Here is a 22,693-nt window from a genome sequence, read left to right as displayed (position 1 = left end):
GTAAAATAATTCAACTAAGATAGTGTTTTAAAAAAATTAGGCTCAACTCTATAAAAAGAATTGAGCCTTTAACTTGAACCATGGTAGGTTTAAAACACCTCTTTCGCTATGGCATAAGTAGCACTTGCTTTACTCATTGTATAAAAATGAAGGGAAGGCACATTGGCTTTTACCAGCTCTTTGCATTGCTGAATCGCCCATTCGATCCCAACTTCTTTCACTTCTGCATTGGTCTTGCACTTTTCAAGTTCATCCATTAATGGATCTGGAAGATCCAGGAAGAATGTTCTTGGAAGCATGGTGATTTGATTAACAGAGGTTATTGGTTTGATTCCAGGAATAACTGGAACGTCTAAACCCGCTTCTCTTACTTTGTCTACAAATTCAAAATATTTCTGATTGTCAAAAAACATCTGAGTGACAATGTATTCCGCACCTTTATCTACTTTTTCCTTCAAGTATTTCAAGTCAAATTTCATACTTGGAGCTTCAAAATGCTTCTCTGGATAACCTGCTACACCCACACAAAAATCTGTATGGAAACTAGTTTCAGTTTCTTCATGTAGGTATTTCCCATTGTTCATCCCTACGATTTGCTCCACCAATTCACTGGCATAATGATGCCCATCCAATTCAGGCACAAACTTTCCTTCAGTTTTTGGAGCATCTCCTCTCAACGCCAAAACATTGTCCACGCCAATGAAATTGAGGTCAATCAGTGCATTTTCAGTTTCCTCCTTATTAAATCCTCCACATAACAAATGAGGCACAGCATCAATGTGAAACTTGTTCATGATCGCTGCACAAATCCCTACTGTTCCCGGACGTTTTTTGGTAGAGATTTTCTCCAAAAGTCCATTCGGATGCTTCTTATAAATAAACTCCTCTCTGTGATAAGTCACATCTACAAAAGGAGGCTTGAATTCCATCAAAGGCTCTATCCCTTCCAAAAGGTCTTTCAAACTTTGGCCCTTCAAAGGCGGAAGGATCTCAAACGAAAACAGGGTTTTGTCTGCGTTGGATAGATGTTCGGTTATTTTCATGAGTTTTCTACTTCTTTCGATTTATTAGGTTGATAGGCAAGATTTGGGGAAAGCAAACGTTCTGCTTTCTCTAAAGTGATTCCTTTTCTTTCTGCGTAACTGGCAACTTGATCTTCAGCGATTTTACCCAGACCAAAGTATTTGGATTCGGGATGACCGAAGAAGAAACCAGAAACGGAACTCGTAGGAATCATGGCATAACTGGAAGTCAATTTGATACCTGCAGTGTTTTCCATATCCAAAAGCTCAGAAATCATCTCCTTCTCGGAGTGTTCTGGACATGCTGGATATCCTGGAGCAGGACGAATCCCAGCATACTCTTCACGGATCAGGGAATCATTCTTCAAACTTTCATTTTTGGCATATCCCCAGTCCTCCTTCCTTACTTTTTCATGAAGATATTCAGCTGCGGCTTCTGCCAATCGATCCGCCAGAGCCTTGAAAAGGATATCATTGTAATCATCTCCAATTTTCTGGAATTCGGCCAACTTAGCTTCCATGTTCAATCCTGCTGTCACCGCAAAACATCCCAAATAATCAGTTTTATCCGGATGAAGGTAATCTGCTAGTGATCTATTTGGCACCCCTTTTCCTTTTTTACCTTGCTGGCGCAAAAAGTGAAATTTTCCTATCTGTATATTCTCATCATTTGGTTCAAAAACCTCCGCGTCGTCTTCGGTCCTTTTGACAGGATATAGTCCAAAAACTGCTTTAGCTTCTAACCATTTTTCTGAAATGATCCGATCCAGCATAGTGTTAGCGTCTGCAAAAAGCTTTTTCGCTTCATTTCCGACCACTTCATCTTCTAGAATCTTCGGGTATTTTCCGCTTAGCATCCAAGTTTGGAAAAATGGAGTCCAGTCAATGTATTTTCTCAAGACATCAAGATCCAAATCTAATACTTGTCTTCCCAAAACTTCTGGAACTGCCGGCTCATAACCTTCCCATTCGATCTCAACTGGATTTCCTTTTGCTTCCAAATAAGAAACCATCTGCTTTACAGCTTGCTTGGCCTCATGTTCTTCTCTAAGCTTTTGATAGGTTTCCTTGATCTGTAAGTGATAGCTAGCTTTGGTTTCCTCAGAAATAGCCTCTCCTGCGATTGGAACAGACTTACTCGCATCAGTCACATGAACGACTGTTCCAGAATAAACTGGATCAATCTTCACAGCTGTATGAATTCGAGAAGTTGTGGCACCACCGATCAACAAAGGAATCTTCAATCCTTGTCTCTCCATTTCAGAGGCTACATTGACCATTTCATCCAATGATGGAGTGATCAATCCACTCAAGCCGATGATGTCTACTTTATTTTTGATGGCCTCATCTATGATCACCTGAGCATCCACCATCACACCCAAATCAATGATTTGGTAAGAATTACAAGCCAAAACCACTCCCACGATATTCTTTCCAATATCATGGACGTCTCCTTTGACAGTTGCAAGCAATATTTTCTTCAGATTAGAACCTTCCTGACCTTCTTCCGGAAGTGGCATAAACGGTTCCAAATAGGCAACAGCCTTTTTCATCACCCTTGCGGATTTTACTACCTGAGGAAGGAACATTTTCCCTTCACCAAATAGATCCCCAACCACATTCATTCCATCCATCAATGGCCCTTCGATCACCTTCAAGGGGTTCTCCAACTCCAATCTAGCCTCCTCAGTATCCTCGACAATAAAGTCCAAAACACCCTTCACAAGCGCATGTTCTATTCTTTTGGAAACAGGTTCATTTCTCCACGCTTCACTGACAGCTTCTTTTTTACCAGAACTTTTTACGGTTTCTGCGAAATCAAGCAATCTTTCAGTTGCATCATCTCTTCTATCAAAAAGCACATCTTCCACACGTTCCAAAAGGTCTTTTGGGATATCATCATAGACTTCCAACATTGTCGGATTCACGATACCCATATCCATTCCATGATGGATTGCATGGTATAGGAATGCAGCATGCATGGCCTCTCTCACAGGATTATTTCCCCTGAAAGAGAAGGACACATTACTTACTCCACCACTAACTTTAGCTCCTGGAAGGTTTTCTTTAATCCATTTTGTACCCAAGAAAAAATCCAACGCATTTCTTCTGTGCTCTTCCATCCCTGTCGCAACCGGGAAGATATTGGGGTCAAAAATGATATCCTGAGGATTGAATTTGACCTGATCGACTAATATTCTATAAGATCTTTCACAGATTTCAACACGACGATCATAGGTGTCTGCTTGGCCCTTTTCATCAAAAGCCATGACAACTACCGCTGCCCCAAATTTCTTGATGGTCTTGGCTTGAGAAATAAACTCCTCTTCCCCATTCTTCAATGAAATGGAATTCACTATTCCTTTCCCTTGAATACACTTCAAGCCCGCCAAAATGATACTCCACTTGGAGCTGTCAACCATTATGGGAATACGGCTAATCTCAGGCTCAGAAGCAATCAGGTTCAGGAAACGAACCATCGCTGCTTCCCCATCTAGCATCCCCTCATCCATGCAGACATCCAGCACCTGGGCCCCACCTCTTACTTGGTCAAGTGCCACTTCCAATGCTTCATCGTATTGCCCATTAAGGATCAGTCGGGCGAATTTTTTCGATCCTGTGATATTGGTTCGCTCTCCAATGTTGACAAAATTCAAATTGGGAGTAAACACCAAAGGCTCTAGGCCTGATAATTTCAAATTGTCCATGATTTTATCCTTCCTCAGTCTGCAGTTTCGATTACTTCTTCACTTTCAGTCTTTCTAGGCTGAAATTCTGAAGCCATTTTTGCCAAAGCCTTGATGTGATCTGGTGTAGTTCCACAGCATCCACCGACAATATTGAGCATCCCTTCTTTCATAAAGTCTCTTACCTGATCTGCCATTTCATTGGCTCCTTGATCATAAGCGCCAAATTCATTTGGAAGGCCTGCATTAGGGTATGCAGAAACAAAGAATGGAGCTTTATTGGACAATACTTTTAGATATGGTCTCAGTTCTTTGGCTCCCAAAGCACAATTCAATCCAACAGAAAGTAAAGGAACGTGAGAAACAGAAATTAAAAATGCCTCAGTGGTTTGTCCTGAAAGTGTTCTTCCAGAAGCATCGGTTATGGTTCCAGAAATCATAATTGGAATACCTCCTTCTCTTGGGTCCAAAGGAAGTCCTCTCTCTTCGAATACATCCTGAATCGCATATAAAGCAGCCTTTGCATTCAAGGTATCGAAGATGGTTTCTACCAGAAGAATATCCACTCCGCCATCCAACAAGCCTCGAACTTGCTCGGCATAGGCCGTAGCTAGCTCATCAAAAGTCACAGCTCTATAACCTGGATCATTGACATCAGGAGAAATAGATGCTGTACGGTTAGTTGGTCCCATCGCACCTGCTACAAAGCGAGGTTTTTCAGGGTTCTTGGCTGTAAATTCATCAGCCACTTCTCTTGCCAATTTCGCAGACTCAAAATTGATGGCATAGGCCAATTTTTCCAATCCGTAATCTGCTTGGGCGATAGTAGTTCCCGAGAAAGTGTTGGTTTCAATGATATCTGCTCCAGCTTCAAAATATTCAGCATGAATTGCCTTGATAATATCTGGGCGACTTAGAGAAAGTAAATCGTTATTGCCTTTGAGAGCTTTTGGGTGATCTTTTAATTCAGGAGTTCTGAAATCCTCTTCGGTCAGGGTATACCGTTGGATCATGGTACCCATAGCACCATCCAGTATCAATATACGTTCCTGAAGTAATTTGAGAAGAGTTTCCGTTCTGTTTTGCATAATTGTAATTTTCAAAAAGCTAATCGAGCAAAACCACGGAGGAAAGTACAAAGTACCTATTCCGCTCATCTGTTTCCGGTTTTTCCAGAATGGGAGTTAGCACCTTGAGGACAGGTTGCTAAGACGTCTTTGGGCCCTTCCCTCGGTCTTTCTCGATAAGCAGACCAAAGGTAACAGCTATTTTAGAATAAAACAGCCCGTAGATTGGAATTTTCAATCAATATTATCAAAAGAATCAACTGAAATTGGCTCAAATAATCAAGGTCTCACTCCAATGCCAAACATCAGGTAAGGAGCAGTCATATAATCCGCCATATCCAATTCGCCCAATCGATAATTTGCCAAGGCTAATTCATACCCAGCAGCGGCAGTAAAAACAAGATCAAAAAGCTTCATTTTAGTCATTGGAATCGCATATTCCACAAAAACTTCAGGCTTAGCCATTAGTCCCGAATTTTTTAAATAGCCATCAAATTTTCTCTGTTCGAAAAGCTCAGGAAAGTCTGGTTTATCATTTTTCAAAATAGTATAACGCAGGTTTCCATATCCAATTCCTCCTGTGGCACCCAATCCGAAGTTTTTATACTGGAGAGCCTTATATCCCAGATTTCCATAAACTCTCAAGCTGTTTAAGGAGTGAGTTTGGGTACTGGATGCATCTCCTTTCATTGACAAATTATAAACCTCTGCACCGTAAAGCAGCTTTTCATTCTCACCTTGGATTTTCAATCCCAAATTTGAAGGCATTCCATCCAACTCATCATATCCATGATCAGACAAAATAGAATTGAATTTTTTTGGAGAAGTAAAATGAAAACCTGTAATCAGATGGGCAGAAATAGAAGCGTCTTTGTAAAAGAAATTTCTATCCGGAAGTGAGATTCCTGCTCCAACTCTGAAAAAAGCACCACTTTGTGTATTATCAAAAGAAAGCCCATTCATTTGCCATTTTCCTTCAAACGGACTAAAAGAATAACCCATTTTTGCGATTACAGAAACAACCTCTTCCCTACCTGGCACATCAAAATCATAACTCAACTGAAACCCGATTTCAGTCAAAAAATCTCCATAGTTTGTCGTGCCTTTTTGAATATCATTTTTTCTTAGGATAAATCCCCTTTCAGGATCCTCCAGAAAAGATTCCAGACCGGGCGGTTTTTCAGATGGAAGCATTTGAAAATTCAAAAAGCCGACACCTAAGGACATGTAGTGAATCAATTGAAACTTAGATTCCTCTGTGAACGCATAGCCGATGTTTACCAAAGCCCTAGATGTTCTAAAGCCCATTTTGTAGCCGTCAAATTCGCTGTAGGAACCTCGATTGTGGATCAGTTCCATTCCAATCACAAAATCATTGATTCTACTCTGGTAACCTAAGCCTACAGAATGGTATTTATTCCTCAACTCTGAAAGTCCCCTATCCTCCAGCATTTGATTAAACTGGTTCAATTTTGCTCCACTCACACCCATATAGGTATAAAGCGTTGACCTTTTCGAATAGAGCTTTTGGGAAAACGCTTGATTTCCCAGCACCAGAAATAGGAATAAAACGAAAGGAATTCTGAAAAAATCAGCTTTTATCATGGTAGGACTCGAGGCAATTGGCTTTTATTCCTGCCTCTCAGGCAAAATTAATGCTAAACATGCTTTAGGTCTTTTCTTTTAGCCCTAGAAATTTCACCATTTTGGAATAAAGTACCTCTGGAGTAAATGGTTTTGGTACATATCCATCTATACCCGACTCTATCAAACTTTCTTTTACTTCATGAAAAGATGACGCAGTCAAGGCCAAAATTGGAACCCGCTTTTTATGAATATCAGGAAACTCCCTGATCATCTTTGCAACAGTAAACCCATCATAAATAGGCATTTGCAAATCCAACAAAATCAAATCAAAATGTTCTTTTTCAAAACATTCTAAAGTCTCTTGTCCATCAGAAGCTACTACTACCTTTCCGGTTTCCCATTTTTTGAGAAATTTCTTGATCAAAATCTGATTGACCATGTTATCCTCTGCCACTAATACAGAGGCGCCACTCAAAGACTTTGGAGCAGGCTTTCCGTTTTCTTGGAGTTGATCTATTTGCTCTTTTTCAACCTCAAACTCCAATGTAAACTCAAAAATACTTCCTCCTAAAGGGTTGGCCTTGTATTTAATTTCTCCTCCATGCAACTCAATCAATCGCTTGACAATCGCCAAGCCCAATCCAGTCCCTCCATATTTCCTTGTTGTTTCGGATGAGGCCTGAGTAAATGCTTCAAAGATGGTTTCCAGCTTTTCATCAGGTATACCTATTCCTGTATCCTCAAATCCAAATTGAATAGAAGTAATACCATCCTGAGGTTTCGATTTTTTGGAAAGTTTGATTTTCACAAAGCCCTTTTCGGTAAACTTGATGGCGTTGGAAAGTAGGTTATTCACGATCTGACCGATCCTTACAGAATCTCCCAAAATACCCTTTGGAATCGTTTCATCAATCTCAATAAATAGCTCCAGAGACTTTTCATTAGCCTGGAAACTATGCGAATGTACGATCCTCCTGATCAGATTTTTGAGATCAAAAGGCATTTTTTCCAACTCTACTTTACCAGAGTCAATTTTATTATAATCCAAAATATCATTGATCAGAGCCATCAAACTCTCAGCGGAGAATTGAAGAGTTTTCAGATTCTCCAATTGATCAGCCCGAGGATTATCCTCCATGAGAAAATGAGCCAATCCAATCACCGCGTTCATCGGAGTTCGAATTTCATGGCTCATCACAGATAGAAACTGAGACTTAATCAAAGATGCTTGTTCAGCGCGCTCTTTTGCTTTGACCAATTCATTTTGGGCCTCCTTGAGTTTGGAAATATCTCTTGCAATCCCGGTATACATTCTAGTTTTGCCATCCTTATCCAAGACCATCTGTCCGTTGGTATTGAATACTCGGTATTCTCCATTCTTATGCCTCAGTCGGAATTCTAGGTATTGGTTTTTGGCCAAAAAGTCTGTGTTTTCCTCTAAAATTCCCTGAAAAACTTCCAGATCATCTGGATTAATGAATTCAAAAATGTTTTTCCCAATTACCTCGGAAGCCTCATACCCCAAAAACTGATTGATATTTGGCGAGAGGTAATCTAGAATAAATGATTCAGACAAAGAGAAAATCACCTCAGTGGAGCTTTCTACAAGCGTTCTAAACTTCTCCTCAGAGTTTTTAAGATCCTCTTTGGCTTGATGTTCCTCTGTAATATCTCGAATGATACTCAAGGCATATTCCACTTTACCAAATTCTAGAATCGGTCGAATCACCCGATGATATCTTCTTTCCTTTATAAAGAATTCTGTCTCCACAATTTCCAGATCATTGTAGACTTTGTCCAGAATTTCGGAAACTACTTGTTGATCTGTCAAGGAGATATCACTTAAGTACTTCCCTTCAAAATCTTCTGGAGTCATTTCCCAATATTCGAAATTGGTTCCTTCTGCGACGATGTACTTTCTGTCTTTATCAATTAGAAAAACATTGGTTCCAGGGATATTGGAGGCCAAAACTCGGTATTGCTTTTCTTTCTCCTCTTTGAAAGCTTCAAAGTTTTTACGATCAGTAATATCCTGAAACAAGCCTTGGTGAAGGACAATATCTCCTGATTCATTTTTTACATCACTCGTCTTATCTTCCACCCAAACCACGACTCCATCTGGAGTTACAATTCTAAATTCTCCTGAAAAGGCTACTACTCCATTTTTTCTCCTGGATTTGGTCTGTTTCTCTCTAATCACATCGGCATCTTCAGGATGTAAGAGGTCCAAGAAAGAAACCTTATTCTTCATGAGCTCATTTGACTCATAACCAAACTGGCTGATGTTTTCTGAAATGTAGTATATCCTATAATCATCATTTGGATCTACCTGAAAAAGGACTGCAGGGCTATTCTCAACAATCATCCTGGCCCTACTTGCCAATCTTTCATTTTCATATTTATCAGTCAGATCTCTAAAAATGATTGAATAGCCAATCTTATCTACTCCATCAGCATGAATCCCCTGAATTGACACCTCAAATGGAATCTTCTTACCATCGGAATCATGAACAAAAACTTCATTTTTCCAGACCTCACCTACTTTAAGCTTTTCGGCGACAGTTTGGAATTTGGCCCTTCTAGGAAGATTCCAATCGATTAAAGTTTCAACATTTTTTGAAAGGCAGCTCCCTTTTTCAGCATCACAAAATCGCAATGCTGAAGCATTTAAGTAGATCACCTCATACTCCAGGTTGGCTACAATTATCGGGTCATTTACCTGCGTCAAAATTTGCGACTGAAGCCTCAAATATTCCTCAGCAGCTCTTTTATGACTGATATCGGTACAAAATCCGTTTACCTCCAGCCCCTGACTAAAATAGTCCTGTTTACTTTCGATTTCATAGGCTATATAGGTAGTTTTCCCTTCCTTATTTTTAATGGTAAACTCCCCTGACACTTTGGATTGATTAGCAATACTTTGCTTGAGTTTTTTCACAAACTCTTCTCGATGTGGCTTTTCAATTTTTAGAATCAAAGAGGAAAACTCAGCTGTCACCGGTTGATCTCCCAAACCAAAAAGTTTCGCCAACCCACCTGAAACATAAAAGATGTCCTTGGCATTACTATACCTCCAAGAGCCTGATTTGGAAAGGTGCTCAGCAGTAGTCAAAAGGTTCTCATTCCTTTCGATCTTTCGAGTCATCAGATTCCCAATGTATGCGCTGGCCAAAATATCTCCTACTTGACGAAATATCTGCAACTCCTTTTCAATCAATTCGAAGTTTTCAGCTTCGATTTCAAAGAAAATCACACCCAAAAGTTTGGAAACAGAAACCATGGGAATCAGTAGAACTTTTGAAGGAAATTCACTTTCCTCATGATCCAACAACTTGACAATCCCAGCTTCTAATCGCCTCTTTCGTCCAGAGATGATCTGCTCCAGCTCTAAAGCTGAGAAAATATCACCCTTATCCAAGCTCCAGGTATTGAGCACCTCAAGCCCTTCAGTTTCTCTATTAAAAACAGAGATCGAGGATTTTTTTGCTTGTAGAAAAATGCTAAAACGACGTAGAAACTCCTGAAAATTATCCTCTAAATTCTGAAGTCGACTATTGATAAAACGAGATGAGATTTGATTAATCAGGTTCTCTATTTCATACCTCTTTTGAAGAGATTTATCTGTTTCTATAAAATCGGTTATGTCTCGACTTGAAAAAAGAATCCCTTGTATTTCTGGATGATCTAGGAGGTTTTTAGCATAGCTCTCAAGATAAACATTCTCACCCCTAGAACTATGGATCCAAAAATCAATTGGAACTTCATCTTCAGATTTCAACACGTCATCAAAATCCCCTTTAACAAGTTCAATTATTCCGGCCTCCTGAAATTCTTTGAAGTTCCTACCGATAATGTCATCCACCTCAAAACCGAGCTTTTCCCCCACTGATTCAGATATGAACTTATAGTTTCCTTTTTCATCCAAAATAGCGATTAGATCATGACTATGATGGATGATGCTTTGCATGTATCCTAGCTGTTGATTGGCCTCACTTTCACTTTTGAGGATGGAGAAATCAGAATTGAAACCATTGGAATTCCTGATTTTATTGGCTTTTACGATCAAAAACTTGGAACTATAAGAAGAAGGAAGGTTAACAAAACCCCATTCATATCGCTCCTGTTCCCCATTTTTCTTTTGCAAAGAGTGGAAATAATAAACATCAGGAACAACACCATTAGCAAAAAACTCATTGAGCATTTCGATCAGCTCAGGATTAGAAAACCAAGTTTTCCAGTCCTCTGAAAGGTCTGAGTAATTTTCTTTTGCATAATCATTCCAAAAAATAATTTCCTCGGAGTCCATCAAGAATAATGGCTCCTTGACTTCATTGAAAAAATCGGAAATATCAAATTGATTAAAATCACTCATCGGTTGAAAAGCAAATTCTTTTTTGGACTCAGTTTAGTTCTCCTAAGCAAAGAAAGGAATATAATCTCAGTAATCTTTTTTGTGATCGATTTATCAGGTTGGTCACTGACAACTCATCATCTAAATGAAAATATTTTTATCACATCAAAGCAACCTCTATTCGATTCCTTCGTGATAATTGATAGTTTTAATTTAACCTATTTCAAATGATTATTTCAACCACCAACAATTTAGAAGGCCACAAAATCGAAGAATATTTGGGAATTGTCTCCGGGGAAACCATCATCGGTGCCAATGTTTTCAAAGATTTCTTTGCTAGCATCACCGATATCGTAGGCGGTAGAGCGGGTGCATATGAGCAGGTATTAAGAGAGGCAAAAGCCACTGCTCTGGCAGAAATGGAAATGCAAGCGCGTTCGTTTGGAGCCAATGCAATTATAGGAATTGACCTAGACTACGAAACAATCCGTGATGGAATGCTGATGGTTACCGCAGCAGGAACTGCAGTCAAAACTTCCAAATTATAATTTACGAGCCCTGTTTATCCAGGGCTTTTTTAATGGCCAAAGTTACCTTGGATTGGTCAGCCTTTTTGATAAAATGATTATCCACAATTGCTAAAGGGGAAGATTTGCACATATCCATGCATTTGGTGGAAATCAATTTGCAACAACCCTTCCAAGGGCCATCAGATAATTCTTTTTTAAGGCCTTTTTTCAATTGCTTTGAGCCCGCCTTTTTACAGTCTGAGCCAGAACAAACAAATACCAACTCCCTCTTATGTTTCATTATCCTCCTGAAACTGCCTGTAACATTAAACCACACAAATAAGCTCCATAAGTTCCCACTGCATATCCCAATACAGCAAGTAAAACCCCAACAGGAGCCAAAGAAGCATCAAACGCCGAAGCCACAATCGGTGCAGAAGCAGCTCCTCCAACATTCGCCTGGGATCCAACGGCCACATAGAAGAATGGAGCCTTAATAATCCAAGCAACGATCAACATGATGATGATATGGAAAACCATCCATAGAATCCCGATCAGGAACAAAATTGGATTGTCCAAAACTGCACCTAAATCCATTTGCATCCCGATAGTAGCTACCAATACATATAAAAATACGGAACCAAATCGGGAGGCGCCAGCCCCTTCCAAATTTCTTACTTTGGTAAAAGAAAGCAGCAAGCCAGCTGTGGTAGCAATCACTACGATCCAGAAAAATGAAGAGTCCAGAGAGTATTGCTTTAGTGCTGGATAATTTTCAGAGATAAAAGGTGCCACAAAATCTGCGATCAAGTGAGAAATACCCGTGATTCCAAACCCAATCCCCATGATTGTCATAGTATCTGAAAGAGTCGGAATCTTCATGATTTTATCTCTGAAATCGGCGATTTTATCTCTTAACTCATAAATAGCAGTGGTATCAGCTTTGAAAGCCTTGTCTATTTTTTCAGGTTTGGCAGCCCAATAAAGCAAAAATGCCATCCATAAGTTTGCCACTAAAACATCTACGGCAATCATTTGCGCAAACAGGTCAGAACTTGCCCCAAAAACTTCCAACATGGCAGTCTGATTGGCTCCTCCACCAATCCAAGAACCAGCAATAGTTGCCAATCCTCTCCAGATTGCATCAGGCCCTGTGGCTCCCAATAAATCCGGCTGAATAAATCCAACTGTCATCAAAGCCAATGGGCCTCCTACCATAATTCCCAAAGTACCTGCTAGGAACATAGTCAAAGCTTTGGGACCCAATTTCAAAATAGCCTTTAAATCAATACTGATTGTAAAAAGCACTAAGGACGCTGGTAACAGATAACGAGAAGAAACAAAATACAAGTTGGAATCTTCCCCTGAGATGATCCCAAAAGAATTGAATAATGCTGGAATAAAATAACAAAGAAGAACGCTTGGAACTACCCTATAGAATTTCTGAAAAAAGGTGTTTTTGCTAGCCGAGGTATAAAAAATCAATGCCAAAATCGTCATCAATAATCCAAATACCACTGCATCGTTGGTAATTAAAGGGCCGTGTTCTTCCATAGTCTGTATTTACTCAATTGCAACATTACCAACAAAAGCTAAGAAGCCCAAAGAGATTATTTCCCCTTTTCCAATAACTGAATGAATTCTCCCAAAATCATAGCAGTAGCTCCCCACACCATTTCCTGATCTATTTCAAAATAAGGAGTGTCCAATTTGATCTGATCATTGATTTCCAGAATTGTGGTTTTATTGATTTCAGGAGATATCAATTGAGAAACTTGTGTAGGGATGATTCGCTGAACTTCCCTTATTTCTGGGACAAAATCTGGGATTTCATTTGAAATTCCGACAATGGGACTTACCAAAAAATTACTAGCTGGAACAAATAAATCCGTGATTTTCCCGAGGATTTCCACTTTAGAAGGATCGATAGACACTTCTTCTTGGGCTTCTCTTAATGCCGTATAGGTCAAACTTTCATCATCCTCTTCCATTTTCCCTCCTGGGAAGGCGATCTGACCACTATGAACTCCTGGATATTCCGGTCTTTTGATCAATGGAAAAAAAGCCTGACCATTTTGAGGATAGATTAGAATCAATACTGCTCCTTTTCGGTGATTTGGAGGAAGTTTGGGGTCAAATCGACTCAAATTCACAGGCCTAGGAGACATTCTCATCTGAGCTTCTTTCCCCGGCAAGGGTTGATTGATCGAATATTTTAATCGTTGAACTACCTCCTCAAACTCCATTTTAGCTCAATTCCAATTTTTTGATTTTTTGATTGAGGTAGGACTCTTTCTCGTAGTCTTTAGTCACTCGCTTCATTCTGAACTGCTCCAAAATCTGCTTGTTTACGTTGATTAGCCAGGCCATAGGTCTATAGCCTTCCTCTTCCATAAAATAACCCAAAACCAGAAATTCGTCTTCATTCAACCACATTCCTTCTTCAAACATTCCAGAAGGTCCCATGAAAAGCAACCTTTCTTTCATTCCGTCGGCCTTATACCACGCAACCTCTGAATCGGGATTAAGGTAAGGATTTCCGTTTTCATCCTGTTCCTCTACCTTGTAAGAATAGATATCTACAGTCCCATTTCCTCCGGGATGTTTGATCTGATAGGGAAACAAAGGGTCATTTTCCAGAATCGGGTTTTTCTCGGGCATTTCAAAACCATCCAAGGAATCCGCAAACATCAATTCGAAATCAACTCCAGTAAACCTACCAGTTTTGGAAACCCAATGCTCATACCAATCCTTTTTTGAGGCCAAAGCTAAATCCAATCGGGTAGCAAAATCATCCACTTGTTCTCCAACTACAGATTCAACAGATTCTCCTTCTGTTTCGCTTGAGTTTTGGCATCCAAAGGCAAACAAAATAAAAACTCCAATAAAGAGATATGAAATGGATCTTCCCATGAAATTAAGGTTGCAAAATATGAAGCTAAATCAAGAGCCCTAAAAAAACAAAAAAGGCCGGAATATAACTCCGACCTTTTCCTGCTCTCAAACCTATTAAACCTATTGTAGATATTCAATTCATGAATACGGCCGAAAAGTAGAAAATGTTTTTATATACACCAAACAATCGATTGCGAAACTTTTTCAAAATTTTCTTTCCCACATTATTTTCTTCTTAAATAGCTCAGAATCAACACTATTTTAGAATATTTTTTTTCAAACTTTTTTTTGAAGGATTTTAAGTTGATTTGGATCAAAAACTATCCAACGTTTTCTTCCCCATTCTTGAAAAATCACCTTCCTATTATTTTAGTAATTCCTACCAAACTAGCGTTTGAAAAAGGATCTTTTTACTAATTTTCAGAATGCCTCATTCAACTCATTCTTTTGCAGAAAGAATTTTCCAAGGATTCCTTAGCTATGTAGTTTCATTTAAAACTTATACTAGGCTTGCTCCGCGATATTTTCGAGAAAGAAATTGGACCGCAACCCAGCTGAATCATAGACAAAGGCTGAGACTTTACAAGGACTTGCTCTTTCCTTTGATAGATGAACTCAAAGAAGTTTTGGGAGATGAAAATACCAATAGAGGAATCTGGAAAGAAATCAGGAATCATTACAATCATCTAATTCAATCTCGACAAGACATTGAATTGGCTGAAACTTTTTTCAACTCGGTAATAAGAAAAGTCTATACTGGATTAGCTGCAGATGAAGAGCTAATGTACCTCATGGAAGGCCACAATACGTGTGAAGTCTATGCACTTGAAGATTTGATCAACATCTACCCATCCTCTTTGGGTTTGGAACCTATTCTGAGGAAAATGCTGGATGATTATGACTTTGGGGCTCCATTTATGGATAAAGAAGCAGATATCCAGTTTTTGGTAAATAGTGTTAGAAAAGTCATCCTAACTCGGTATAGACCTAGCCCGGATACTACGACACAAATCCTGAAATCAGTTTTCTATAGAAATAAAGCAGCCTACCTGATTGGGAGAACCTACGTAGGGCATAAATGGATGCCTTTTATCATACCAATTCTCCATGGGCCTAGAGGAATTTTTGTGGACACACTCATTTTCGATCCAAATATGATGAGTAGCATGTTCAGCTTTACTCGCTCATACTTTATGGTGGAAGCGGACATTCCTTCGCAAGTGGTTTCTTTTCTAAGTTCTGTGATTCCGCACAAAAAAACGCATGAACTCTATAATGCTATTGGGTTTAATAAGCACGGAAAAACGCTTTTTTACCGAGATTACTTATTACAACTAGAGCAAAGTCAAGATCAATTTATTGTGGCTCCGGGGATCAAGGGAATGGTGATGACTGTATTCACCTTACCATCTCTCAATGTGGTTTTCAAACTAATCAAAGATCACTTTGAGCCACCCAAGAATATGACCAGACAGGAAGTTAGAGACAAATACAAGCTTGTCTCTCTGCATGATCGCGTTGGTCGAATGGCAGATACCCATGAATTTGAATATTTCAAACTTCCTCTAAAAAGGGTAAGTCCTGAATTATTGCAAGAGTTGAGGAATACCACCAACTCACTATTAAGAATAGAAGGGGATTCATTGATCATTAAGCATCTTTATACAGAGAGAAAAATGGTCCCACTCAACATTTATTTGGATGATTGTAGCACTGAGGAAGGAAATAATGTAACTGAAGATTATGGAAGAGCTATTCTCCAATTAGCTCAGGCAAATATTTTTCCCGGGGATATGATGACCAAAAATTTCGGGTTGACGCGCCAGAAAAGAGTGATTTTCTATGACTACGATGAAATCGAGTTTTTGACAGATATGAATTTCAGAGCAAAACCCAAAGCGGAAACCTACGAACAAATCTATGCTTCTGAACCTTGGTATGACATTGCAAAAAATGATGTTTTTCCAGAGGATTTTAGACGCTGGATGATTGGAAGAGCTGATTTGAAGCAACATTTTCTGGAATACAACAAAAACCTATTTGATCCAGAATATTGGCAAAAAATCCAGGAAAAAATCCTGAAAGGCGAGTTTATCCATGCATTTCCTTATCCAAATGAAATCCGTTTTCGCCCTGAGGAGAAAGTTTAAGTTTCCCAATTCGCTCAGAAGCAGTATTTTTGCAAATCCTAAAAGTCTTTCTTGACCCCACATATCACCTTATTACCCTTTGAAAGAGACTGCCATTTCCACCCGAAAACTTATCCTCAAAACCACCGAAGACGATGATCGCCCTGTCTATATTTCAGGGGATTTCAACGATTGGGCTACCCAGGATTTCCGTTTCAAAATGGATAAAATCGAAACTGGAAAGTATGAGTTTGAATTTCCAGATCAGGAAAAATTCAAGGGAAAACTGACCTACAAATTCACCAAAGGCGACTGGTCTGAAGTGGAAATTGATCGCTATGGAAATCGTACTCCCAACCGTATTTGGGACGATAGCAAAGATTCTCGAACTGAAAAAGTGGCCAAATGGAGAAAAAACTGGCTTCCCTATAGACCCAGTCAGCTTCCCCAGATCCATTTGATCTCCGAGGAATTCGAAATCCCTCAACTCAATAAGACCCGCAAAGTATGGGCATTGCTTCCACATGACTACGATACAAGTACGGAGAAATATCCAGTGCTTTATCTTCAGGATGCCCAAAATCTTTTCAATGAAAATGCAGATTATGGAAACTGGCAGATTGACAAGAAACTTGCGGTCATGTCTGACTATGGGATCGGAAAAATAATCATCATAGCCATCGAACATGGCGAAACTGAAAGGCTTCAGGAATACAATGTTGGAAGGACGGTTCTTGGAAAAGGAGAAGGAAAACAATACATCCGTTTTATAACCGACACACTTAAACCTTTTGTAGATCAAAAATTCAGGACGAAACCCGAAAGAGAATTCACAGGAATCGGAGGAAGTTCTATGGGAGGACTCGTCAGTATTTTTGCAGGCTTGATCTACCCGGAAGTTTTTGGCAAATTGATGGTCTTCTCCCCTTCTCTTTGGGTGATTCCCAAAATCAAACTGGGCTTTTTGGACTTCTTTGATCCTCAAGAAACCAGATTATATCTCTATGCCGGAGGAGATGAAAGCGAAACTATGGTCAAGCATGTGACCAAATTCCGAAAGAGATTACTAAAGAGAGAAAGCCTTCAGGGAAAAATGAAGGTCCGACTTTCCATCAACGAACAAGGAAAACACAATGAAAGCTATTGGAGCGATGAGTTCCCCAAAGCAATAGAATGGCTTTTTTTCAGTGATAAATCAGAATAAATATGAATATTCAAATCAATCCCAATCAAGTACCAGCCGATTCAGTGCACGTACTTCCATTTTTAGAAGCTCCAAGTATTCAATTCACCAATTCTAAAGGTGAAATCACTTCAGTCAACTCTTCTCTCTTTTCAGGGAAAAAGGACTCATTCTACACATTGGAGTCAGCTGGTCAACTCTTTTTACTAGTAGGATTGGGAGAAAAGCCTGACTACAAATCCGTAGAAACGAGTTTTCGAAAAATCCTTTCCAAAAATGGTCAAATTATCTCGGATCAACTGATTTTGAACCTAGGTCAAACTCTAACAAAGGAGCTTTTGGAAGCCGCATTGGTGGGATTTTTCTTGGGTAATTACCATTTGGATCATTACAAAAAGGATAGAAAAAAGACCTTCAATGAGCTTAATCTCAGCATTAATTCAGAGGACAATTCCATCGAATCCATTTTGGAAAGGGCTCAAAAGATCGCTGCTGCAAAAATTGAGGCCTTTGAATTGGTCGACTTGCCTCCCAACAAAATCATTCCTGAATACCTAGCTGATTGGGCAAAGAATTTAGAGAAGAATTCAGGTGTGACAGTGCAGGTTTTTGATGCTAAAAAAGCTCAAAAATTGGGTCTGAAGTCCTTTTTGGCAGTAGGTCGTGGTTCTGCTAAACCACCCCAATTCATCGTTATTGAATATAGAAACGCCCAAGCTTCCAAACATCTGGGATTGGTCGGCAAAGGAGTCACTTTTGATACAGGTGGACTCAATATCAAAACGCAAGGCATGCATTACATGAAGTCCGATATGGGAGGAGCAGCCACAGTTTTGGGAGCCACCAAACTGATCACTGACCTACAGATTCCCATCAATTTGACTACGATTGTTCCCGCTGTGGAGAATGCTGTTGATAAAGATGCTTTTCTACCTTCTGAAATCATCGGTTCCCATGCCGGTCTATCCATTGAAGTGGTCGATACAGATGCCGAAGGCAGATTGATTTTGGCAGATGGACTTTCCTATTTGATAGAAACATATCAACCAGGTCAGGTGATTGATTTTGCTACCCTGACAGGAAGTGCTGTGGGAACTTTCGGCTATGAATGTGCGGCCTTATTCTCCAATAATGAGGCCTTTCAGAAATCAATACAAGATGCCGGAATGGCCATGGGAGAAAAATCTTGGCCTTTACCACTTTGGGGATCTTATGGAAAAGAGATGGATTCTGAGGTAGCAGACATCCGAAATTACCATGGAAAACCATTGGCTGGAGCCATTACAGCGGCCAAATTTTTACAGGCCTTTACCCATGACCACCCTTCTTGGGCACATTTGGATATCGCCGGTGTGGCCTATGCCGATACTGAATTTGCAAAAACCAAAGCTGGAACCGCATTTGGTGTGGGATTATTACTTAAATTCATCGAAAATCAACTTTAGTTTTATGGGGCATTCTGGCAAAACTTTTTTGTGTATTTCCAATTTTTTCAAGGGAAATGCATTTTTAACTTCTCTCAAAAAACAAGGAAACAGAGTCTTTTTGGTGACTTCTGAAAACCTGAAAGACAAACCTTGGGCATTTGATTCCATTGATGAGGTATTCTATATGCCTGGTCAGGATCTTGATTGGGATTTGCAAGTCTTGCTTCAGGGTGTAGGCGGATTGATGAAAGACAATAAAATTGACTCCATCATTTCTTTGGATGACTACGATGTGGAAAAAGCCACCTTCTTAAGGGAGAATTTGAGAATTCCGGGAATGGGCCAAACCACGGGAAGGTATTTCAGGGATAAACTAGCTATGCGAATCAAAGCCCAGGATTCCGGAATCAAGGTTCCTGCCTTCTCTCCTCTTTTCAACAATGAGGACATCAATCAATTTGCAGATCATATTCCTGCTCCATGGGTACTGAAACCACGTTCTGAGGCATCTGCTCATGGGATCATCAAAGTTTACAACAAAGGAGAACTCTGGAAGCACATCAATGAATTGGGAGACAATCGTCTCTATTATTTAGTGGAGCAATTCAAGCCAGGTGATGTATATCATGCTGATGGGCTATTGCTTTATGGCAAAAGTTTGTTTTTGACTGTTTCAAAATACCTGACCACTCCGATGGAAATCTCCCAAGGCGGTGGAATCTTCCGTTCTGCCAATCTGCCTTATGGTTCTGCAGATGACAAAGCAATCAAAAAGGCAAATTTGGCCATCATGAAGGCTTTTGGGATGCAATCCGGAGCTACACATACCGAGTTTATCAAATGCCATGAAGATGGAGAAATCTACTTTTTAGAAACCTCCTCTCGGGTTGGTGGAGCACATTTGGCCGAAATGGTCGAAGCGGCCACCGATATCAATTTATGGGCTGAGTGGGCTAAAATCGAGGATTCTTTGGCAAAGGAAACGACTTATGAATTACCAAAAGTTGCTAAGAACTATGCGGGAATCATCCTGACTTTGTCTAAATACGAGTATCCTGACCTGAGTTCCTTTGATGATGCAGAGGTCTGCTTTCGAGTTCTTTTGGAATACCATGCAGGCTTGATTGTCAAAAGCAAAAAACAAGAGCGTGTCATGGAACTATTGGATAATTATGCAGCACGCTTTGCCTCTGAACTGTCCACATCAGCTGCTGCTCCTGAAGTGAAGAAATTTCATTAAAACTTCTCCTCTATCCCCAATCCAAAAAGGGCAAAATCGTATTTGACTGGATCAAGGGGATCAAATTCAATTAGTCTGTCTGTTAGTTCTAACGCGGTTAGCCAATCGGTCTGCTTTCTGGTGATCAATCCCAACTTTCTTCCTACCCGATCCACATGCAGGTCACAGGGACAGATTAACTGGGACGGTTGAATCTTGTTCCAAATCCCAAAATCCACTCCTTTGTCATCCTTCCTTACCATCCATCGCAAGAACATATTGATACGCTTACAGGCGGCCTTTCTTGCTGGAGTGGCAATATGTTTTCGGGTTCTTTGAGGTGCATCTGGCAAGGAAAAAAAGAACTCATGAAAGCTGATCAGCAATTTTTCCATTGGAGCATCTCCCGACTTTTTTTCTATTAAAAAGGCTTCCTCTAAAGAGTCATGATTTTGGTAAAACCAAGAAAGAAAATGAATAAAATAGAGGGTATCTATATCATTGAAAGTACGGTGTTTGAAGCTTAAAAAAGTCTGTAAATCAGACTCCTGTTGATTCATCAAAAAGTCATGGGGAGCATTATCCATTCTCTCGAAAAGCTCGATGCACTTATTGATGATGGTCTTTCTCTGACCCCAGGCCAAGATGGATGCAAAAAAACCGGTTATCTCTATGTCCTGCTTCTTGGAATAGCGGTGTGGAATGGAAATAGGATCATTGGGAATAAATCCCGGCTGATTGTATTGCTCTACTTTTTCGTCCAGAAAATCTTTCAGATCCATCATCAAAGAGCAACTTTCACTTCTCCCCCTTGAGTTCCATCAAACCATTTGAAGGAAAGTTCATTTTCAACCTTATCCGACACATGCCAATCAAAACATTTGATATTGGTCAGAGGTCTTAAAGAGTCCTCATCAGGGTTGTAAAGGCAAATATCAAAGTCAGGCAAATCTTTGGATTCGGTACTGTTCCATTTTTCCAAAATAAAGCCCTCTTCAATCACTCTGACTTTGTTTCCAAAAACATGATCAGACAAAACTGTTGGAACTCCATCAATTCTTCTCAATACGAAACCCGAGGGACCGAACATGATTTGTTTAACCAATTTTGCTTCCAGTAAATCATTGGAATATGGAAGGGGCTCCCAATCACTTTCTTTGATCACTACTTTGGATCCTTCCGGCCTTAATCGGGTCAGCAATTGTGATAATTTGGAAAACAGCCAGGTCAAGCCGATAAAAATCAAACCAAAACTCGCCAATATCGGATAGGAAATGACAAATATGGCATTCCAGATAAAGCGGAAAATGTGATGAAAGAATAGTTGGACCTTGTTCATTACCTGAATTTCCCTGCAAAGGTACCTTGGAAGTGGAAGAAAGGCAAACTAATGTCAAACTGAGCGTTATTGCTTTCCGTCGAGGCCAATATACTCTGTGTGAAAAACATTAAATATCAATTGATGAAATACGGGCATCAAGATTAAGCCAACCGTGGATTTAATATCGAACATCGAATGAAGAATGTTGAATATAGAAATTTGGGTAACAGTTGGAATACATTGTCACGATTAGAAAAAAGTTCGAATTACGAAAGACGAAATACGGCACCAAATGATCCACTTGACCAAGATTTTAGAAATACGAAAGACGAAATACGAGCTTCAAGATTAAACGAACCGAGATTTGAAAGAAATACGAATTACGAAAAATGGGAATCAAGATTATGCGAAGCGAGGATATAATATCGAACATCGAATGACGAATGGTGAATATCGAAGTTTGGGTACCAGTTGGAATACATTGTCACGATTAAAAAGAAGTTCGAATTACGAAAGACGAAATACGGCACCAAATGATCCACTTGACCAAGATTTTAGAAATACGAAAGACGAAATACGGGCATCAAGATCATCCAAACCGTGGATTTAATATCGAACGTCGAACATCGAATGCTGAATTTCGAAGTTTTGGCACTTTACTTTAAAGGAATTGTAAATGAAAAACTTTGGGGACCCAATGAAATATGCTGCGATATTTCAGGAAGTTGCCTGGCATGGGAATGATGGAACCCATACATAATTCCATCGAAAACCATCAAAAATGCTCCCTGTAGGATAATGGACTTTCCAAATCCAATCAAACGATCATTGGATTTTCGCAAACCTCTTTCTTTGAGATATAATCCGCCTCCCATATAGGCCAGATCCAATGCGGCATTCACTAAAAGGATTTTCTCAATAGACTGCTGGGCATCCATTGTCGCCCAAAAATCAGAAGATGGTACTTCTTTGCTGGCCAGCCAATAGCCCAAGCCGGCAATGAGCAAATTCACTGAATTCCAATACAGATTCATTTGATGAAAGGCCTTGGTTTCCCCGTAGGTTCGGCTTGCTCCTACTCCTCCCCAGACCATATTCCCAACAGCCCATGTTCCTAAAATCAACATTCCTTTTTGGTTGTAATTGAGCCGGGTTTCATTGAAAGATTCCAGTGCAGGTATTTGTTGAGAAAAGCTTCCAAAAGCCAAAAACACGAAGAATATTAAGCACAAAACCTTAAATAGAGAGGATGAATTCATGAGAGATAAACTTGCTGGAAATGAAATAGTTTATATA

17 protein-coding genes and 1 riboswitch are annotated in these 22,693 nt (G+C 39.7%); of the genes, 5 read left to right on the top strand and 12 right to left on the bottom strand.

Translation table 11 applies throughout. The annotated features are described in order from the left end of the window. Positions 1-89: 89 nt before the first annotated feature. From metF to BUF13_RS01210, 5 genes are all read right to left on the bottom strand, one after another. Positions 90-1,043: a methylenetetrahydrofolate reductase [NAD(P)H] gene (gene metF / locus BUF13_RS01230; RefSeq protein WP_073569933.1), complete on the bottom strand. Its 954-nt coding sequence runs from the start codon at positions 1,041-1,043 to the stop codon at positions 90-92. Then, the gene (metH, locus tag BUF13_RS01225; RefSeq protein ID WP_073569932.1) at positions 1,040-3,730 is read right to left on the bottom strand and encodes a methionine synthase; all 2,691 of its coding nucleotides are present in this window, start codon (positions 3,728-3,730) and stop codon (positions 1,040-1,042) included. The genes metF and metH overlap by 4 nt, the downstream gene beginning before the upstream one ends. Positions 3,731-3,744: 14 nt before the next feature. Continuing rightward, a complete protein-coding gene (locus BUF13_RS01220) occupies positions 3,745-4,797 on the bottom strand; it encodes a homocysteine S-methyltransferase family protein (protein ID WP_073569931.1) in 1,053 nt (350 codons plus the stop codon). A gap of 62 nt (positions 4,798-4,859) precedes the next feature. Continuing rightward, positions 4,860-4,959, bottom strand: a riboswitch (SAM riboswitch). 96 nt (positions 4,960-5,055) lie between these two features. Continuing rightward, positions 5,056-6,381 carry a hypothetical protein gene (locus BUF13_RS01215; RefSeq protein ID WP_073569930.1) on the bottom strand — a complete coding sequence of 442 codons (1,326 nt, stop codon included), beginning with the start codon at positions 6,379-6,381 and terminating at the stop codon, positions 5,056-5,058. A 64-nt stretch (positions 6,382-6,445) separates the two neighbouring features. Continuing rightward, positions 6,446-10,735, bottom strand: a complete 4,290-nt coding sequence (locus tag BUF13_RS01210) for a PAS domain S-box protein (protein WP_073569929.1) — start codon at positions 10,733-10,735, stop codon at positions 6,446-6,448. A 206-nt stretch (positions 10,736-10,941) separates the two neighbouring features. Between BUF13_RS01210 and BUF13_RS01205 the strand changes: the two genes are divergently transcribed. Then, positions 10,942-11,262 carry a YbjQ family protein gene (locus BUF13_RS01205; RefSeq protein ID WP_073569928.1) on the top strand — a complete coding sequence of 107 codons (321 nt, stop codon included), beginning with the start codon at positions 10,942-10,944 and terminating at the stop codon, positions 11,260-11,262. 1 nt (position 11,263) lies between these two features. Here the strand turns inward: BUF13_RS01205 and BUF13_RS01200 are convergent, their stop codons facing one another. Genes BUF13_RS01200 through BUF13_RS01185 form a run of 4 tightly spaced genes read right to left on the bottom strand, consistent with a single transcriptional unit; the run spans position 11,264 to position 14,136 of the window. After that, a complete protein-coding gene (locus tag BUF13_RS01200) occupies positions 11,264-11,524 on the bottom strand; it encodes a (2Fe-2S) ferredoxin domain-containing protein (RefSeq protein ID WP_073569927.1) in 261 nt (86 codons plus the stop codon). After that, positions 11,524-12,777: a DUF819 family protein gene (locus tag BUF13_RS01195; RefSeq protein WP_073569926.1), complete on the bottom strand. Its 1,254-nt coding sequence runs from the start codon at positions 12,775-12,777 to the stop codon at positions 11,524-11,526. Before BUF13_RS01195 ends, BUF13_RS01200 begins: the two co-directional genes overlap by 1 nt. A gap of 56 nt (positions 12,778-12,833) precedes the next feature. After that, a complete protein-coding gene (locus BUF13_RS01190; RefSeq protein ID WP_073569925.1) occupies positions 12,834-13,469 on the bottom strand; it encodes an NUDIX hydrolase in 636 nt (211 codons plus the stop codon). A 1-nt stretch (position 13,470) separates the two neighbouring features. After that, a complete protein-coding gene (locus tag BUF13_RS01185) occupies positions 13,471-14,136 on the bottom strand; it encodes a hypothetical protein (RefSeq protein ID WP_073569924.1) in 666 nt (221 codons plus the stop codon). Positions 14,137-14,543: 407 nt separating this feature from the next. Here BUF13_RS01185 and aceK point away from each other — a divergent pair, with 407 nt between their 5' ends. The 4 genes from aceK (at position 14,544) to BUF13_RS01165 (ending at position 20,097) form a co-directional block, all read left to right on the top strand. Beyond that, entirely contained in the window at positions 14,544-16,268 is a 1,725-nt protein-coding gene (aceK, locus tag BUF13_RS01180) for a bifunctional isocitrate dehydrogenase kinase/phosphatase (protein ID WP_073569923.1), read from the top strand. A 79-nt stretch (positions 16,269-16,347) separates the two neighbouring features. After that, entirely contained in the window at positions 16,348-17,451 is a 1,104-nt protein-coding gene (locus BUF13_RS01175; protein WP_243839676.1) for an alpha/beta hydrolase, read from the top strand. A gap of 2 nt (positions 17,452-17,453) precedes the next feature. Further along, a complete protein-coding gene (locus tag BUF13_RS01170) occupies positions 17,454-18,875 on the top strand; it encodes a leucyl aminopeptidase family protein (protein ID WP_073569921.1) in 1,422 nt (473 codons plus the stop codon). 4 nt (positions 18,876-18,879) lie between these two features. Further along, positions 18,880-20,097, top strand: coding sequence for an ATP-grasp domain-containing protein (locus BUF13_RS01165; RefSeq protein WP_073569920.1), 1,218 nt, complete (start codon positions 18,880-18,882; stop codon positions 20,095-20,097). On the opposite strand, the gene BUF13_RS01160 is transcribed toward BUF13_RS01165, so the two are convergent. The 3 genes from BUF13_RS01160 to BUF13_RS01150 all read right to left on the bottom strand — a co-directional run bounded on the left by BUF13_RS01160 (position 20,094) and on the right by BUF13_RS01150 (position 22,656). Further along, positions 20,094-20,861 carry a TIGR02757 family protein gene (locus BUF13_RS01160; protein WP_073570796.1) on the bottom strand — a complete coding sequence of 256 codons (768 nt, stop codon included), beginning with the start codon at positions 20,859-20,861 and terminating at the stop codon, positions 20,094-20,096. The genes BUF13_RS01165 and BUF13_RS01160 overlap by 4 nt on opposite strands. After that, complete coding sequence (locus BUF13_RS01155) at positions 20,861-21,415, bottom strand: hypothetical protein (protein WP_073569919.1); 555 nt, start codon at positions 21,413-21,415, stop codon at positions 20,861-20,863. Before BUF13_RS01155 ends, BUF13_RS01160 begins: the two co-directional genes overlap by 1 nt. Before the next feature lie 638 nt (positions 21,416-22,053). Then, on the bottom strand, positions 22,054-22,656 hold the full coding sequence (locus tag BUF13_RS01150) for a DUF6992 family protein (RefSeq protein ID WP_073569918.1): 603 nt from the start codon (positions 22,654-22,656) through the stop codon (positions 22,054-22,056). Between the last annotated feature and the right edge of the window lie 37 nt (positions 22,657-22,693).

The organism is Algoriphagus zhangzhouensis (assembly GCF_900148515.1).
Taxonomy (GTDB): domain Bacteria; phylum Bacteroidota; class Bacteroidia; order Cytophagales; family Cyclobacteriaceae; genus Algoriphagus; species Algoriphagus zhangzhouensis.
Note: the sequence above shows the minus strand (reverse complement) of the source record. Positions and strands in the feature narration are given on the sequence as shown.

Bases quoted from the DNA above. Each gene is read 5' to 3' on its own strand.
- BUF13_RS01210 (WP_073569929.1), bottom strand. From the start codon at position 10,735: ATGAGTGATTTTAATCAATTTGATATTTCCGATTTTTTCAATGAAGTC.
- BUF13_RS01165 (WP_073569920.1), top strand. From the start codon at position 18,880: ATGGGGCATTCTGGCAAAACTTTTTTGTGTATTTCCAATTTTTTCAAG.
- BUF13_RS01155 (WP_073569919.1), bottom strand. From the start codon at position 21,415: ATGAACAAGGTCCAACTATTCTTTCATCACATTTTCCGCTTTATCTGG.
- aceK (WP_073569923.1), top strand. From the start codon at position 14,544: ATGCCTCATTCAACTCATTCTTTTGCAGAAAGAATTTTCCAAGGATTC.
- BUF13_RS01205 (WP_073569928.1), top strand. From the start codon at position 10,942: ATGATTATTTCAACCACCAACAATTTAGAAGGCCACAAAATCGAAGAA.
- BUF13_RS01160 (WP_073570796.1), bottom strand. From the start codon at position 20,861: ATGATGGATCTGAAAGATTTTCTGGACGAAAAAGTAGAGCAATACAAT.
- BUF13_RS01220 (WP_073569931.1), bottom strand. From the start codon at position 4,797: ATGCAAAACAGAACGGAAACTCTTCTCAAATTACTTCAGGAACGTATA.
- BUF13_RS01150 (WP_073569918.1), bottom strand. From the start codon at position 22,656: ATGAATTCATCCTCTCTATTTAAGGTTTTGTGCTTAATATTCTTCGTG.
- BUF13_RS01215 (WP_073569930.1), bottom strand. From the start codon at position 6,381: ATGATAAAAGCTGATTTTTTCAGAATTCCTTTCGTTTTATTCCTATTT.
- BUF13_RS01170 (WP_073569921.1), top strand. From the start codon at position 17,454: ATGAATATTCAAATCAATCCCAATCAAGTACCAGCCGATTCAGTGCAC.
- BUF13_RS01190 (WP_073569925.1), bottom strand. From the start codon at position 13,469: ATGGAGTTTGAGGAGGTAGTTCAACGATTAAAATATTCGATCAATCAA.
- BUF13_RS01200 (WP_073569927.1), bottom strand. From the start codon at position 11,524: ATGAAACATAAGAGGGAGTTGGTATTTGTTTGTTCTGGCTCAGACTGT.
- BUF13_RS01195 (WP_073569926.1), bottom strand. From the start codon at position 12,777: ATGGAAGAACACGGCCCTTTAATTACCAACGATGCAGTGGTATTTGGA.
- metF (WP_073569933.1), bottom strand. From the start codon at position 1,043: ATGAAAATAACCGAACATCTATCCAACGCAGACAAAACCCTGTTTTCG.
- metH (WP_073569932.1), bottom strand. From the start codon at position 3,730: ATGGACAATTTGAAATTATCAGGCCTAGAGCCTTTGGTGTTTACTCCC.
- BUF13_RS01185 (WP_073569924.1), bottom strand. From the start codon at position 14,136: ATGGGAAGATCCATTTCATATCTCTTTATTGGAGTTTTTATTTTGTTT.